This window comes from Pseudoalteromonas sp. Scap25 (genome assembly GCF_013394125.1).
GTDB lineage: Bacteria > Pseudomonadota > Gammaproteobacteria > Enterobacterales > Alteromonadaceae > Pseudoalteromonas.
The window spans coordinates 2,286,400-2,302,256 of sequence record NZ_CP041327.1; the positions used below are offsets into that span (position 1 = coordinate 2,286,400).

General features: G+C 40.5%; 15 protein-coding genes. 5 read left to right on the forward strand and 10 right to left on the reverse strand.

All coding sequences use genetic code 11. The features are described from left to right. Positions 1–62 precede the first annotated feature (62 nt). Together tsf and rpsB are read right to left on the reverse strand one after the other, a co-directional pair. The gene (gene tsf, locus FLM54_RS10585) at positions 63–914 is read right to left on the reverse strand and encodes a translation elongation factor Ts (protein WP_010388114.1); all 852 of its coding nucleotides are present in this window, start codon (positions 912–914) and stop codon (positions 63–65) included. A 104-nt stretch (positions 915–1,018) separates the two neighbouring features. Further along, complete coding sequence (rpsB, locus tag FLM54_RS10590; protein WP_013465430.1) at positions 1,019–1,747, reverse strand: 30S ribosomal protein S2; 729 nt, start codon at positions 1,745–1,747, stop codon at positions 1,019–1,021. A 272-nt stretch (positions 1,748–2,019) separates the two neighbouring features. Here rpsB and map point away from each other — a divergent pair, with 272 nt between their 5' ends. The 4 genes from map (at position 2,020) to FLM54_RS10610 (ending at position 7,719) form a co-directional block, all read left to right on the forward strand. After that, complete coding sequence (gene map / locus FLM54_RS10595; RefSeq protein WP_054202413.1) at positions 2,020–2,805, forward strand: type I methionyl aminopeptidase; 786 nt, start codon at positions 2,020–2,022, stop codon at positions 2,803–2,805. 159 nt (positions 2,806–2,964) lie between these two features. Continuing rightward, positions 2,965–5,583 (forward strand): [protein-PII] uridylyltransferase, encoded by a 2,619-nt coding sequence (gene glnD, locus FLM54_RS10600; RefSeq protein WP_138605043.1) that lies wholly within the window; start codon positions 2,965–2,967, stop codon positions 5,581–5,583. Positions 5,584–5,592: 9 nt separating this feature from the next. Beyond that, positions 5,593–6,420, forward strand: coding sequence for a 2,3,4,5-tetrahydropyridine-2,6-dicarboxylate N-succinyltransferase (gene dapD, locus FLM54_RS10605; RefSeq protein ID WP_178956353.1), 828 nt, complete (start codon positions 5,593–5,595; stop codon positions 6,418–6,420). Between the two features lie 276 nt (positions 6,421–6,696). Beyond that, entirely contained in the window at positions 6,697–7,719 is a 1,023-nt protein-coding gene (locus FLM54_RS10610; protein WP_178956354.1) for a tetratricopeptide repeat protein, read from the forward strand. Between the two features lie 272 nt (positions 7,720–7,991). Here the strand turns inward: FLM54_RS10610 and FLM54_RS10615 are convergent, their stop codons facing one another. The 8 genes from FLM54_RS10615 to pspA all read right to left on the reverse strand — a co-directional run bounded on the left by FLM54_RS10615 (position 7,992) and on the right by pspA (position 14,594). Further along, complete coding sequence (locus FLM54_RS10615; RefSeq protein ID WP_008111000.1) at positions 7,992–8,336, reverse strand: 4a-hydroxytetrahydrobiopterin dehydratase; 345 nt, start codon at positions 8,334–8,336, stop codon at positions 7,992–7,994. Between the two features lie 36 nt (positions 8,337–8,372). Continuing rightward, complete coding sequence (gene phhA, locus FLM54_RS10620; RefSeq protein ID WP_178956355.1) at positions 8,373–9,170, reverse strand: phenylalanine 4-monooxygenase; 798 nt, start codon at positions 9,168–9,170, stop codon at positions 8,373–8,375. 238 nt (positions 9,171–9,408) lie between these two features. Next, complete coding sequence (gene megL, locus FLM54_RS10625) at positions 9,409–10,590, reverse strand: methionine gamma-lyase (protein ID WP_178956356.1); 1,182 nt, start codon at positions 10,588–10,590, stop codon at positions 9,409–9,411. 145 nt (positions 10,591–10,735) lie between these two features. After that, a complete protein-coding gene (locus FLM54_RS10630) occupies positions 10,736–11,761 on the reverse strand; it encodes a TIGR01620 family protein (RefSeq protein WP_036953773.1) in 1,026 nt (341 codons plus the stop codon). Continuing rightward, the gene (locus tag FLM54_RS10635) at positions 11,758–13,176 is read right to left on the reverse strand and encodes a YcjX family protein (RefSeq protein ID WP_178956357.1); all 1,419 of its coding nucleotides are present in this window, start codon (positions 13,174–13,176) and stop codon (positions 11,758–11,760) included. Before FLM54_RS10635 ends, FLM54_RS10630 begins: the two co-directional genes overlap by 4 nt. Before the next feature lie 63 nt (positions 13,177–13,239). Then, positions 13,240–13,641: an envelope stress response membrane protein PspC gene (gene pspC, locus FLM54_RS10640; RefSeq protein WP_054202405.1), complete on the reverse strand. Its 402-nt coding sequence runs from the start codon at positions 13,639–13,641 to the stop codon at positions 13,240–13,242. Then, the gene (gene pspB / locus FLM54_RS10645) at positions 13,638–13,871 is read right to left on the reverse strand and encodes an envelope stress response membrane protein PspB (protein ID WP_178956358.1); all 234 of its coding nucleotides are present in this window, start codon (positions 13,869–13,871) and stop codon (positions 13,638–13,640) included. The genes pspC and pspB overlap by 4 nt, the downstream gene beginning before the upstream one ends. Before the next feature lie 63 nt (positions 13,872–13,934). Next, entirely contained in the window at positions 13,935–14,594 is a 660-nt protein-coding gene (gene pspA, locus FLM54_RS10650) for a phage shock protein PspA (protein WP_010388087.1), read from the reverse strand. Positions 14,595–14,780: 186 nt separating this feature from the next. On the opposite strand from pspA, the gene pspF reads away from it, so the two are divergent. Next, positions 14,781–15,845 carry a phage shock protein operon transcriptional activator gene (gene pspF / locus FLM54_RS10655; RefSeq protein ID WP_178956359.1) on the forward strand — a complete coding sequence of 355 codons (1,065 nt, stop codon included), beginning with the start codon at positions 14,781–14,783 and terminating at the stop codon, positions 15,843–15,845. The last annotated feature ends 12 nt before the right edge of the window (positions 15,846–15,857 follow it).

Sequence of the window (15,857 nt, forward strand, 5' to 3'; positions counted from 1 at the left end):
ACGCAAAAGCAAATAGTACTTTAATTGCATGTATTTTCCTTTTGTATCACAAATAGTATGTCTTACTGACCTTTAGCAGCTGCAATTTGAGCAGCAACTTCAGCAGCAAAATCTTCTTCTTTCTTCTCGATACCTGCACCAACTTCCATACGTACAAAGCCAGTAACTGTTGCGTTTTTCTCTTTAAGAATTTCGCCAACAGATTTTTTCGGTTCCATGATGAAAGCTTGACCAGTAAGAGAAACCTCACCAGTAAACTTCTTCATACGACCAACAACCATTTTCTCAGCGATTTCAGCAGGCTTGCCTTCGTTCATCGCGATGTCGATTTGTACTTGCTTTTCTTTTTCAACAACATCAGCAGGTACGTCATCTGGAGTTAGGTAATCTGGGTTTGAAGCAGCAACGTGCATTGCAACATGCTTAAGTGTTTCTTCATCAGCAACACCCGCAACAACAACACCAATACGCTCGCCATGACGGTACTCAACTAGTTGCTCGCCAGTGATGTACTGAAGACGACGTACATTGATGTTTTCACCAATTTTAGTTACTAGCTCAACACGGTCTTCTTCGAACTTAGCTTGTAAGTCTTCGATAGATGTAGTGTCAGCGATAGCAGCATCTGCAACTTTGTTAGCAAATGCTAGGAAGCTTGCATCTTTAGCAACGAAGTCAGTTTGACAGTTAACTTCTACAAGTACTGCAACACCCGCGTTTTGCTTGATGATGATAGTACCTTCAGCAGCAATGTTACCTGCTTTTTTAGCAGCCTTTGCAGCACCGCTCTTACGCATGTTCTCAATCGCTAACTCGATGTCACCATCAGTCTCAGTTAACGCTTTTTTACAATCCATCATGCCAGCGCCAGTACGCTCGCGTAATTCTTTAACTAGGGCAGTAGTTACAGCCATTAGTAAATCCTCAAATCTGAAATCAGGTTTAGATAAGCGGGTTACCCGCTCCACAAGAATAGCAAGTCTTCACCTTTAAAAGATGAAGACTTGATGACAGCTAATTACTCAGCTTCTACGAAGTCATCTTTTTCAGCTTGAGCAACGATGTTACTCTCACGGCCTTCAGTGATCGCAGCTGCAACAGCACTAGTGTAAAGGTTGATTGCACGGATAGCATCATCGTTACCAGGTACGATGTAATCAACACCGTCTGGGTTAGAGTTAGTATCAACGATTGCAACAACTGGGATACCTAGGTTGTTAGCTTCACGGATAGCAATGTGCTCGTGGTCAGCATCGATTACAAAGATAGCGTCTGGAAGGCCACCCATGTTTTTAATACCACCAAGGCTCTTTTCAAGCTTGTCCATTTCACGAGTAAGCATTAACGCTTCTTTCTTAGTTAACTTCTCGAAAGTACCGTCTTGGCTTTGAGCTTCAAGGTCTTTAAGACGCTTGATTGATTGACGAACTGTTTTCCAGTTAGTCAACATGCCGCCTAACCAACGGTGGTTAACGAAGAATTGATCGCTTTGTAAAGCAGCTTCTTTTACTGCTTCGCTTGCTGCGCGCTTAGTACCAACGAAAAGAACTTTACCTTTGTTTGCAGCAGCACCAGATAAAAACTTAAGTGCAGTGTTGAACATTGGTACAGTTTGCTCAAGGTTGATGATATGTACACGGTTACGTGCGCCGAAGATGAAAGGCTTCATCTTAGGGTTCCAGTAACGTGCTTGGTGACCAAAGTGAACACCAGCTTGAAGCATATCGCGCATTGAAACGTTTGCCATTTTGTAAATCCTCTAAGTTGTTTAGGGTTAGGCCTCCACATATCCCATAGCACCAACACCGCAGTTAAATGAAACTGAAATGCACCCAAGTGTATGTGACGATACGTGTGTGTGTTAAAATAAAATTGTGTTTGCCTTAAATACAAAAAATCATTTAAGAATTTATTTGTAAAAAGACGGCGCGCTTTATACCATATTAAAAATAAATACTCAACGTCTCGTGCAAAAATTGTGCGACGATAATCATCTAAAAACGCAACTTTGGAGCCTCAATGAGCGCTGTGATTAAGACCCCTGAAGAAATCGAGAAAATGCGTGTAGCCGGCCGTTTGGCTGCTGATGTGCTAGAAATGATCGAACCACATGTGGTACCAGGTATCACCACCGATGAGCTAAATACAATTTGTCATGATTATATTGTTAATGTGCAAGATGCTGTTCCTGCTCCTCTTAATTATCATGGTTTTCCAAAATCAATTTGTACCTCAGTAAATCATGTAATTTGTCACGGTATTCCGAATGACAAAGCATTAAAAGATGGTGATAGTGTTAATATTGACATCACTGTTATCAAAGATGGTTACCATGGTGACACATCAAAAATGTTTCATGTAGGCACGCCTAATATCCAAGGTAAACGTCTTGCAGAAGTCACTCAAGAAAGTCTTTACCTTGCCATTAAAATGGTAAAACCAGGTGTTCGCCTTGGTGATATTGGTGCAGCTATTCAAAAATATGCAGAGAGCTTTAACTACTCTATCGTACGTGAATACTGCGGCCATGGTATCGGTAGCGAGTTCCATGAAGAACCACAGGTAATGCATTACGGTAAAGCAGGCACTGGCGAAACATTAAAAGCAGGTATGTGTTTAACTATTGAGCCTATGGTAAATGCGGGCAAACGCCAATGTAAATTACTCAAAGACGACTGGACTGTGGTAACAAAAGACCGTAGTTTATCCGCTCAATGGGAACACACCTTACTAGTAACTGAAAATGGTGTTGAAATTTTAACACTACGATCAGATGATACAATCGATAGAATTATCGAGCACTAATTAAGTGCGCGCTTAATCGCGGTTGTAACAGGTTTTGCCTGTATATCGCTTAAGTGGTTTGCTGTAAGGGGCTAACATAACTTATTGCCCTTACAGCAAATATATTATAAAAATAAATCTCAAACTTATAATGCAGTCCATATATAGGAGCCAGCCTAAGTGGCATTACCTAACAAAGTAAAAAAGTTGCTCAATGATGCTGAGCAATTAAGCGATTACCGCGATTGCTCCGCCTATTTCTATAAATGGTTGCATAATGAATTCTCAAAACAACCGGTTGGTAAATTAATTAATGCCCGTGCAGAATTTATTGATCGACTGCTGATCAAACTTTTCCAAGTTTATGATTTAGCTCACGAACCAGATCTCGCTTTGATAGCAGTAGGTGGTTATGGTCGTGGCGAGCTACACCCCTACTCTGATATAGATTTTTTATTACTTGTTACGAAACAGCCTAATGATGATATTTGCGAAAAAATCGGTCAGTTTGTCACTATGTTGTGGGATCTTAATCTCGAGATAGGCCACAGTGTTCGTACTATTGAACAAGCCATAGAACAAAAACGTGAAGACGTTACCTTTGCCACCAGCTTATTAGAAAGCCGTCTTATTTTTGGCAATCATATTGAGTTTGAAAAACTCAAAAACCATATTATTGAAACACCGGTTTGGGGCTCAGGTGAATTTTTTGTCGCAAAAGTACAAGAACAAAATTTGCGTCACAGAAAGTGCCACGGCACAGCCTATAATTTAGAACCAAATATAAAAGAAAACCCAGGGGGTCTGCGCGACCTGCAAACTATTATTTGGGTGGCTAAAAAGCACTTTAGAGCCGAAACTCTGCAAGAGCTAATTAATCACGGCTACCTGACTCACGAGGAATATCAAGAGCTGTTAGAGTGTCTTGAGAATTTATGGAATATTCGTTTTGCGTTACATTTAGCTGCAGAACGTTCAGAAAACCGTTTATTGTTTGATCACCAACCCCAAGCTGCAGAAATTTTGGGCTTTGGTAGCGATGGTAAGGCCTCGGTTGAGCGCATGATGAAACGCTTATTCAGAATTATGAGCCGAGTACGTGAGCTCAACCAGATGTTGCTTTCGTACTTTGAGCAAAGTATTTCGCCAGACAGTAGTCAAGCGACTGTTGAAGAACTCGATCTCAACTTTGAGCGCGTTGGCCATCAAATTCGAGTAAAAAGCCCATCAGTATTCTTTAGGCGCGATCAACTTTTTGTATTGTTTGAGCATATTGCTGACCACCCAGAAATCACCCATATATACCCGAGCACTATTCGCACTATTCGCCAAGTTCGTCGTCGTTTATTGGGCGACCTACAAGACTACGCGGCCTGCCGGGAAGCTTTTCTACGAATCATAAAGCATCCTAATGGTATGGGGCGTGCTTTTACGCTGATGCACAAACACGGCATGATTGCCGCTTATTTGCCGCAGTGGCGAAATATTTTTGGCCAAATGCAGTTTGATTTGTTTCATGCCTACACGGTTGATGAACATACCCATAAGCTAATCAATAATATTTATCAGTATTTTGATAAAACTGGGGTTAGCGAATTCCCAATTTGTAGCGAAATTGTCACGCGTATGGATAAACCGGAGCTACTGTATTTAGCCGGTATTTTCCACGACATTGCCAAGGGTCGTGGGGGGGATCACTCTGAGCTGGGTGCTGTTGACGCCATTGCTTTTTCTAAATTGCATGGCTTTGCATCATCCGATGGTAAGTTAATTTCTTGGCTTGTTAGCAATCACTTACTTATGTCAGTTACGGCGCAGCGTAAAGATATAAACGACCCAGATGTAATAAAAGATTTCGCATCGCGAGTAAAAACAGAGCGTCAACTCGATTACCTCTATTGTTTAACGGTCGCCGATATACGCGCTACCAATGACAACTTATGGAATGACTGGAAAAACACGCTACTTCGTGAGCTGTACTTACATACACAACGAGCTTTGCGTCTTGGGCTTGAAAATCCAATGGATCAACGCGACCAAATTCGAGATAAGAAGCATCAAGCTAAGCAACGCCTGATTAATTTGCATTATCACGAGGAACAAATTGACTTAACTTGGAGTCGTTTTAAAGCGAATTACTTTACCGCCTTTAGTGAGCAACAAATTTCGTGGCATACAGAGCATTTACTAAAATGCACTGACTTGAGCCTACCTAGTGTTATTGTCTCGAATAAAGCAATGCATGGCGGTACTCAAGTATTTGCATACAGCCCTTACTCAGGTGGACTATTTGCTCGATTAGTCAGTGTTATTGGCTCTAAAAAAGCACAAATTCAACACGCCCAAGTACTGACCACCAAAGATGGCTACGTACTATTTAACTTTGTTATTTTAGAAGTTAGCGGTGACCCAATTGCCAGTAGCCGTGCACAATCGATTAAACGCGGATTAGAGCAAGCATTGAATGATCCGCGAAAAAAAATACGCTTTAAAAAGAGCCGCTCACAACGCTTTAAAGACTTTAATATTAAACCTAAAATTGTACTACGCCCGCATCCTCGTAAGGATCGTAGTTTAATAGAAATTCAAGCGGTTGATATACCTGGACTATTAACTAAAATAGCCGAGGTTTTTCAAGCTTACTTACTCCACATACATGCCGCACGCATTACCACGGTAGGCGAGCGCGCAGAAGATTTCTTTGTGGTATCTAATAACGAATATCAAGCGCTGACTGATGAAGAGCAAGCAAAAATTCATCAGGCATTACGTAAAAAACTCAACGCCGAAATTGAATAAGAGGACACTATGTCAGATTTAAAAACCATGATTGAAAATGCGTGGGATAACCGCGACAGTATTAGCCCAGCAACCGTATCAAGCGATGTTAAACAAGCAATTATTGATGCACTTGAGCTACTAGATAGTGGCGCAGCGCGTGTTGCAGAAAAAATTTCTGGCGAATGGGTTGTTCATCAATGGCTTAAAAAAGCCGTGTTACTGTCGTTTCGTATTCGCGACAACCAACCAATGAACGACGGCGTAAACCAGTTTTACGACAAAGTACCGCTTAAATTTAGCGACTATACACCGGAGCAGTTTCAGCAAGGCGGTATGCGTGTGGTACCAAACGCCGTAGCGCGTAAAGGCAGTTTTGTAGGGAAAAATGTTGTACTAATGCCATCGTATGTAAACATTGGTGCTTACGTTGATGAGGGCACTATGGTTGATACATGGGCCACTGTAGGTTCATGTGCTCAAATTGGTAAGAATGTACACTTATCAGGTGGCGTAGGCATAGGTGGCGTTTTAGAGCCTCTACAAGCAAATCCTACCATCATTGAAGACAACTGCTTTATTGGCGCACGTTCAGAAATTGTTGAAGGCGTTATTGTTGAAGAAGGTGCGGTTATTTCAATGGGTGTTTACATTAGCCAAAGTACCCGTATTTACGACCGTGAAACCGGTGAAATTCATTATGGTCGCGTACCTGCTGGTGCTGTCGTGGTTCCAGGTGCTCTGCCTTCAAAAGATGGCACTCATAGTTTATACGCTGCGATTATTGTGAAAAAAGTTGATCAACAAACACGCGAAAAAGTAGGCATTAACGCCCTACTTCGCTCAATTGATGATTAAAAAGCAGCTGTAAGTTTTTAGCTGTTAGCGCTAAGCAGGTTAATATTAAACGTAGATTGGGTTGAGTAAAACGAAACCCAACAACACATTAAAGTTAAGTGTATTCGCTAAAATTTAATTACATACAGAAAAAGCTCTAAGCTTGTATAGGTTTGGGGCTTTTTTAGTGCTTTCAAAATACCTCTTCACAAATCTATCCCTTTTAATAGTCTTGCTTTGTTAGATACCAGCATCTATAGTGGAAAAACACATAATTCGATTTTTGAGGATAAATTGTTGCGCCTTTTCGTTTTAGGTTGGTTGGTGTTATTAGGTTCAACGCAGGCTATGGCTAATGATTTTACAACGTTTGAAGCTAAACTTAACGAAGCCGAGGATTATCTTGTTGTTAATCCTGCACAATCAATAATCATTCTTGAAAATCTCACAGAACTAAATACAGCTCCTGCTGCGCTATTTATCCGCTGGCACTTGCTTTATGCTCGATCAGCGGTTCCCACCAGTCATTACGATCGGCTTTATAAATCGATTGACGCAATATTTCAGCATTATCAAGCTGACTACTTTAAACAAAAATTGACCACCATAATGAGTGCCTTGGGAATATGGCTTCGCCATGCTGAATATTTAAGCGATGCCCAGCTCTCATTTAAATGTGCTTATAAATATGCGCAAAGCGATCGCCAACGATTAACACTCACCAACAGTATGGCACTGGTTGCTCGCTCGCAAAACGACTTTGCTAAGGCGCGTGCTTTATACTTAAATAATCTTGATCTCACAACACAATTAACACTTCCTAATGTAACAGCACTTATAAAAAATAATTTGGGCTCTTTAGCACTTGATGAAGGCAATGTTGCTAACGCTGAGCGCTACTTTAGAAGTGCATTAAGCCTTAACCAAAATATTGATAAACGCGCAGGGCAAATTTCGGCTGGGCTTAATTTATTAATGGTTTTTTTAATTCAAGAACATCAGCTTAACTTCGAACGCCTCTACACTCCAACGGCAACTTTGACCCATGCATTTCCCAATGAAGCTAAACAAGCACAGCTAGTTTGGCTTGAATTAGGCTACAAAAATTTAACTGGCGAGTTTATAAGTCAAAAAGATAAACATCAGCTGCAAGCAGCTTACGAGCAATTAGAAAGCGATAAAATGAAGCAATTAATTGCACGTTATTTAGCTAACAAACTTAATGTGACTTTAACCCTACCTGAGCCTATTACGGCTAAAGAGTTTACCAGCCCATGGTTTAACTTAGTAAAGCAATGCAATTGGGAGAAAAGTTTATAGCTTTAAGTTATAAACGTTCAGCTAAGCTTAGTTAGAAGCCTATAAACTAACTTTTATCTACTTTTTTACTTCTAATATAAGTATATAAAACAAGCTACTGAATTGGCTAACAAACGGGATATATAATAAGATAGGCCAGAGAAGATAAAAATAAATATCATTTTAATTCAATACCTTACAAAGCCTCTTAATCAATACTCAGGTTAACTTAATAACCACAAAAATAAAAAAGGCACTGTTAAGTGCCTTTTTATTTACTCAAATCTAATTAATTACAACGCGTTAAATACGTCATCTGTTTTAGCAGCGCAAATGAAGTCATTTTTATGCAGACCTTTAATTGAATGGCTCCACCAAGTCACGGTTACTTTGCCCCATTCGGTTAATAGACCTGGGTGATGCCCTTCGTCTTCAGCCATATCACCTACCTTATTGGTAAACGCAATGGCTTGTTTAAAGTTTTTAAACTTATAAACGCGCTCTAACTGCATAATACCGTCGCGTACTTCTGGCACCCAGTCAGGGATTTTTTTAATTAATTCAGCCAATTCAGCATCAGATACTTTTGGTGCATCTGCATGACAGGCTTCACATTTTTGTGCACTTAATGAAGACATTTTAAATCCTTAGTTTAGCGTTACTTTTTTCAAAAATTAACTAGCTAATTTTTCTTTTGGAGGAAACTTAGGGTCGTGCAAACCAAGTGATTTAGCTTGCTCAACTAAAGTCATTATATCCATTTGAGATATTTCAAACAGATCATGAATCGAATTTATCGTGTAATACAATGGTTGCATAATATCTATACGGTACGGTGTACGTAGCACATCTAGCACATTCATTAGATTAATCTCTGGTGTATCTGAATACACGTATTGGGTTTCCCCTGGGCTTGATAAAATACCGCCACCGTAAATACGCAATCCTTTTTCAGTTTGCATCAAACCAAACTCAACGGTAAACCAGTACATGCGCGCTAAATAAACGCGATCTTTTTTCTCTGCCGCGTATCCTAGTTGCCCATACTTGTGGGTAAATTCTGCAAAGTCAGGATTGGTTAGCATGGCACAATGACCAAATATCTCATGAAAAATATCGGGTTCTTGTAAGTAGTCAAATTCTTCACGGCTACGAATAAAGGTCGCTACAGGAAATTGCTTGTTAGCGAGTAACCTAAAAAACTCATCAAAATCGATAAGTGCAGGTACAGGTGCAACCTGCCAACCTGTGGTTGCTAAAAGTACTTCGTTTAGCTCACTCAGCTGTGGGATACGATCATGAGGCAGATTGATTTTTTTCAATCCTTCCATGTACTCATCACAGGCTTTGCCTTCAATGCACGCAAGTTGGCGTGCTACAAGCTCAGACCAAATTTTATTTTCTTCATCGCTCCAATGTATAACCCCATTTTCATCAGGTGTTTTGGAGGTGTAATTACTTGCTTTAGCCATAAATACCTTCTTTGGGATAAAACCCTAAATCGGTGTCAAAATAACAGCCAAGTGCTTGGCTATTCGATGTAGCCATACTATGCAAAAGTGAACAAAAGTTTAATAGCTTGACGCAGATCAATACTTTTGCAGATCACACAAATCGTAAATTTAAAATTACACAAGAGCAAAGATAAAAGCACACACCATATTTATTGGTACCTATAGATAGAAATATTCGTAAACATTAAATTACACCTCAGGATATTTTAGTAAATGCTTGGTTGAGATCGTTAATAATATCGTTAACATCTTCAAGTCCAACTGATAAACGAATTAAACCATCACTAATTCCAGCTGCTAGTCTTTCTTCGGGAGTGTATGGCGAATGCGTCATCGATGCAGGGTGTTGAATAAGCGTTTCAGCATCGCCTAAGCTAACCGCTAATGTGCACAGCTGCATACTATCAATAAACTGCTCACCGTCGGTTAAGCTCCCTTTAATTTCAAAGGCAATAACACCGCCAGCCGCTTTCATTTGCTTACCAATATACTTGTAACCTGGGTGAGACTTAAGCCCAGGGTAATACACTTTATTTACTTGCGGATGAGCTTCTAAATACTCAGCAATCGTTTGCGCACTTTGGCAATGGCGTTCAACGCGAATAGCTAAAGTTTTTAAGCCGCGGTTTATTAACCACGCATCGTGTGGACTAATAGTGGCACCAATATCTTTAAGCACGGTCATTTTAATCTGTGTAATATGCTCAAGTGAACCACACACAATACCCGCAACAACATCGCCGTGACCATTTAAATACTTGGTCGCGCTATGCATTATAATATCGATACCGTACTTTTTTGGTGACTGCAGCAGCGGGGTTAAAAAAGTATTGTCGACCACACTCAGTAAATTATGCTGTTTAGCAACATCGCCAATAAGTGCTAAATCAATCACTGCCATGGTTGGATTGATTGGTGTTTCTACAAATATCATTTTTGAGTTAGGCTTAATGGCTGCGCGCAGTTCACTTTCATTGGTCATATCAACAAAGGTGACTTCAATTCCCCATCGCGGCAACATATGCGAAAAAAAAGCAAAAGTGCAGCCATACAGAGCGCTTGATGCAATTAAGTGATCGCCTTGCGATAGGAAGCTTAGTACCGAAGCCGATACAGCCCCCATACCTGTTGCCGTGGCGGCGGCGGCCTCACAGCCTTCTAATTGCGCCACTTTTTGCTCAAGTTCAGTCGTGGTAGGGTTACCTAAACGCGTGTAAATATAACCGGGCTCTTCACCTGCAAAGCGGGCAGCACCTTGGGCGGCATTTTCAAAATGAAACGTAGACGTTTGATACAAAGGTGAGGTTAATGCGCCATGCGGATCATTTGCTTTTTGTGGGCCATGGATACATTGGGTATTTTGATGATGCTTGCTCATTGTGTGTTCTCGTTTTTATTATGTGTGTCAATAGCATAAATAAAACGCACCGCACTTAAAATCACAAGCATGCCGGATGCTCAGATGGCTATTTGTGCAAACTTTACCCAAAAAGCTGTACACAAATATTGCCAACGAAGTCTCACTACTTAGTTTCAGCTCCCTTACGGCTCATAATTTTACTCGCAATCCCTTGGACTGTGCCTTTTAACAAGCTACGCTTGTTTTCAAGACGCGGTAAGGGTCGGCTTAATTCCATAGCTTTGTAACCAATACGCGCTGTAAATATACCGGCACTAACACCTTGTGCAGCTCGCCCTGAAAGCTTGCCTAATAATTCAGCACTGAGTGCCGTGGCGGCTAAATCAGATACGAGCTCTGCACTGCCTACAAACATTACTTGCTTAATAAGCATGCGGTAAAGTTTAATACGGCTGGCATAACCAAAGCCAATGCCATATATGCGGCCTATTTGCTCTATTAATTTAGTGCCACGCCACAGCACAGCCATCATATCCACCAGCGCAATTGGGCTTAGAGCAACTAATAAAGCTGACTCTGTTGCAAAACGGTTTATTAACTTTTTAGCTTGATTGTCTTGCGTTATCAGTAAGCTATTCGCGTACAGAGACATTATTTCTTTGTCACTGTGGTGCGTAGCGACCTGATTTTTAAAGTTTTCGAAATTATCTAATTGCTGATGTTTATTAAGCTTTTCAAGCCAAGGTATCGCCCCGCCTACCTGCTCACTATTGAGCAAACGGTTAGCTTCATGGCGGTGTAGCTGATTACGCTTTAAGCTGCGTAACATTCTATATTCACGCCACAATAAACGCGATATCAGGAGTACACCGGTTATTACAGCGGTTAAGTACACCCCACCTAAAATAACAGACTGCTGAAACGCCAATACAATTGAAAATGCGAACTCAAGTAATATTAAAACAATAAAGCTCAGTGCAAATAGGCCTTTAAGGGTTTGCCACTTAGACTTTTTATATACAGGCTCAATATCGATTTCAGGTTCAATTAGCTCGTCACTATCTTTGCTAGGCTGCTCACTTTGTCCCTGCTCTACGACTTTAGCCGCTAATAAATCTGGTTCATTTTGCTCAATATTTTGGGCATTAATACGACGCCCAGCTTGAAATTGGTGTGTTGACTCACTCATGTTAACTTATCTCCTAACAAGTACTGCATCACATGGTCTAAGCGAATGTGCTTAAGCTGTTGATCTGGGCTTGGCATAGGTGCAAATGATAAAAACTCAAACCCATGTGCTGGCCACTCACTTTTATTAAGCATTCTGCTCGGCGGCTGAGGAGGCAGGTAAGTTAGCCACTGTTGTTCATTCAATGGCTTGCCATAGATACAGTCGAGTGTTTGCCCTTTATCAACCACTTGGCGGGGCACAGTGGCAGCAATTGATGACATCGCCAATGTTTCTATTTTAACCCCATCAAATTTTAAGTGATTACTTTGCTCTTTAACTAACGAATCGAGTAACAATGCAAGATCTTTGTGATGCTTCGCACTGATGTGATCGGACTTATTAGCAGCAAATAATATTTTATCTATATTAGGTTTAAACAAGCGTTTAAAAAAACCGGAATCACCATAGCTAAAGTGTGACAATAACTGATTGATCACTCGACTTTGCTCAGCCAACGTTTCATAACCTTCATTTAATGCACTCAGTACATCTACCAAGACGATTTGACGGTCAAAATGGCGAAAATGCTCATTATAAAAAGGTTTAACGACTTCTTTTACGTAAGCATCAAAACGTTTAATTAAATGCGCTAAGTTAGAACCCGCTACTACATCGTCACTTATTTTTTTAGGACTAATTGGAAAAAATAGTAATAATGGTGCACCTTGCAAGTCACCCGGCATTAACATACGCCCTGGCTGTAACATGGCAAGCTTAGTGTCTTTTTTTAGCCCTACCAACATGGTTTGATAACATCGTGCAATATCAGCCAGTGCGTTTTCATCTACCGGTGCATCTAAATCAATCAGCTCTATGGATTGTAAAAATTCAGCTGAGCTTTGATCACGTGGCGTTTGGCTTAGCAATGGATATTGTTGCTCGCACCACTGTTCAAAGCTTTGCCCGAGCATAGGTAGGTCAAGCAACCACTCACCAGGATAGTCAATAATATCTAAATACAGCGTCGATTGTGGTGAGAAATGACCGCGCAGACCCGCGTTGCTTTGATATTTAATCGCCAAACGTAAAGTATTTATTCGCTCGGTAGAAGCGGGCCATGCAGGGTCGCCTTCACTTGGTAGTAAAGCACTTATTGCACGGTTGTAATCAAAAGTGGGAACATTTAATGCCTCTTGCGGCACAATTTTAGTAGCAATATGGCGATGTTCACGCATTACATCAAAAAAAGGTAAGTTGTTGTCATTCGCCTGAGAGGTTAAATGTTTAACTAGCGCGCTAATGAACGCCGTTTTACCACTGCCGCTCAGCCCTGTTACGGCAAGTTTAACGTGTTGATCTAAACTACGGTGCAGGGCTTTTTGTGCTTTGCCTTTAACGCTTTTAAAGGTCTTTTTTGCAAATGATTGGCTCATAAAGTGTTTTGCACCTTAGTTGCCGTCATTGATCACGCTGCAAACAAGGTGCTTATTAATCCTTTAAAGTTTATTAATTTCACGGCTGACCGTAAACTCGCTTGAAGTAACGTAGCGTTCCATGTTTTGAAGGCGGCTATCTACACGGGTCAATCGCTCTTTTAAGTCTTGAAGCGCACGACGCGGTGGCTCGCCTTTTTGCCATACTTTAAATTTTACTTCTAGCGGATCACCGCCATACGTTGATTGTGTTTTACTTACGGCACTGGGTTGTTTTTTATCTAAAATAAACCACGCTGCAATATACGCCACCACAAATAATGGGCCACCAGTTAGTAGCACAGCACTAACAAAAATAATGCGAACTAACCATAACTCCATATTAAAGTAGTCACTTAATCCCGCACATACACCGGCAATTTTACCGCGTTGTGGGTCTCTTAATAATTCGCGTTTGGTGTTCATACTTTTTGTCTCCACTGTGGTGACTCTTGATCAAGTAACGCTTCTAATGTCTCGATTCTATCAGTCATTTTTTCAGCTTTTTGAGCAAGTTCTAATAACTGGTGATGCTCATGCTCGCTTAACCCTTGGCTTACCTGCTTTTTGCTTCGATAGTGTAAAATTAACCACAATGGCGCAACAAAAATCATAAACATAACAAATGGTACAATTATTACGTCTGAATCAAACATAATCCTCTCCTGACAATCCGTATTCAATGTTGATGTCAGGGGCACAAGGCCCCTGTTTTATATTTATTTATTCGAGAGTTTCTTTTTAAGTTCAGCTAACTCGTCGTCAATTTTTTCATTCTTTTGTAAATCAGCAATTTCATCTGCTAACGTTTGTTTACCCAAATCGTAAGACTCTATTTGAGATTCTAGCCCATCAATTTTGGTTTCGTAACGTTCAAAACGATTAAGTGCATCATCCACTTTAGAACTATCAAGTGCTTTTTTAACCTCAAGGCGCGACTCAGCCGAGCGTTGACGTAAAATAATAGCTTTTTGACGTGCTTTAGCATCCGCTAGTTTCTCTTGTAGCGTAGTCACTTCTTGCTGTAGTTTCTCGATATGAGATTCTACATGATCAAGTTCACTTTCTACTGCGGCGACTGCATCTGCTGATTTTTGCTTTTCAAGTAAAGCCGAGCGAGCTAAATCATCACGATCTTTGCTCAGTGCTAATTCGGCTTTGTCTTGCCAATCGCTTACTTGAGCTTTTAGTGTATCTACGCGACGTACTAATTCTTTTTTCTCAGCAAGGGTTTTTGCTGACGTAGAGCGTACCTCTACAAGTGTATCTTCCATCTCTTGGATAATAAGACGAACCATTTTTTCAGGATCTTCTGCTTTATCTAAAATGGCATTGATATTAGAATTAACAATGTCTGCAAAACGTGAAAAAATTCCCATAACATATACCTCTATTATTTAATCTAAATGTGTCTGCTTTTATTAGTATCAATATGCTTGCCAACTTTTATATTTTTAAAATACCATTTATTTTCAATATGTTAAATGTAAATTACAAATTACTTTTGTTATCCTTCATAATGAAATACACTAACTGTTAGTAAAAATGACTAAGAGTTAGGAAATATGAGTCAATATCGCCAACAGGACAATTTACTTGGCCAATCAGACAGCTTTTTATCGGTGCTTGATCAGGTTTCGCAACTGGCTAACCTAGATAAACCCGTACTCATTATTGGTGAACGTGGTACCGGTAAAGAGCTAATTGCAGCACGTTTACACTTTTTATCCAAGCGCTGGGATCAAAATTACGTCAAGCTTAACTGTGCGGCTTTAAACGAAAACCTACTCGAGAGTGAATTATTTGGTCATGAAAGTGGTGCTTTCACAGGCGCAAGTAAACGCCATGAAGGCCGCTTCGAACGTGCTAATAGCGGCACCTTATTCTTAGATGAGTTAGCAAATACCTCTGCCATGGTTCAAGAAAAGCTACTAAGAGTGATTGAGTATGGTGAATTTGAGCGTGTTGGCGGCAAGCAAACCGTTAAAGTAGATACTCGCTTAGTCTGTGCAACCAATGAAGACTTGCCACATTTAGCCGAGCAAGGTGAATTTAGAAGTGATTTACTCGATAGGCTCGCGTTTGATGTGATCACCTTACCGCCACTGCGTGAACGTCAAGATGACATTATGTTACTGGCAGAACAATTTGCGATGAATATGGCACGAGACCTTGAGTGGGAGCTATTTAGTGGCTTTACCCGCAGTGCACAAGAAAGTTTGCTCAGTTATGAGTGGCCAGGTAATGTCCGTGAACTTAAAAATGTGGTGGAGCGAAGTCTGTATCGCCACGGCAATGAACATATTCCTGTACATAAAATTATTTTAGACCCATTCGAAAGTCGCTTTAGACCTAAAGCCCGCATAAAACATGCACAAGCACCTGCTATAATACAATCTGAACCGACTACTCATGCCCAACCTGCAGAAGCGCCTGTAGCATTGAGTTCAAGTACCAAAGAACCTGAGTTTCCATGCGACTTAAAAACGCTCTCTAATGAATTTGAAATTACATTGATAAAAAAAGCATTAGAACATAGCCAATTTAATCAAAAGAAGACTGCAGAAGTACTTGGTTTAACGTATCATCAACTACGTGGTTATTTGAAAAAATACAATTTGCTAGAATAGTAGAGGTTGTGC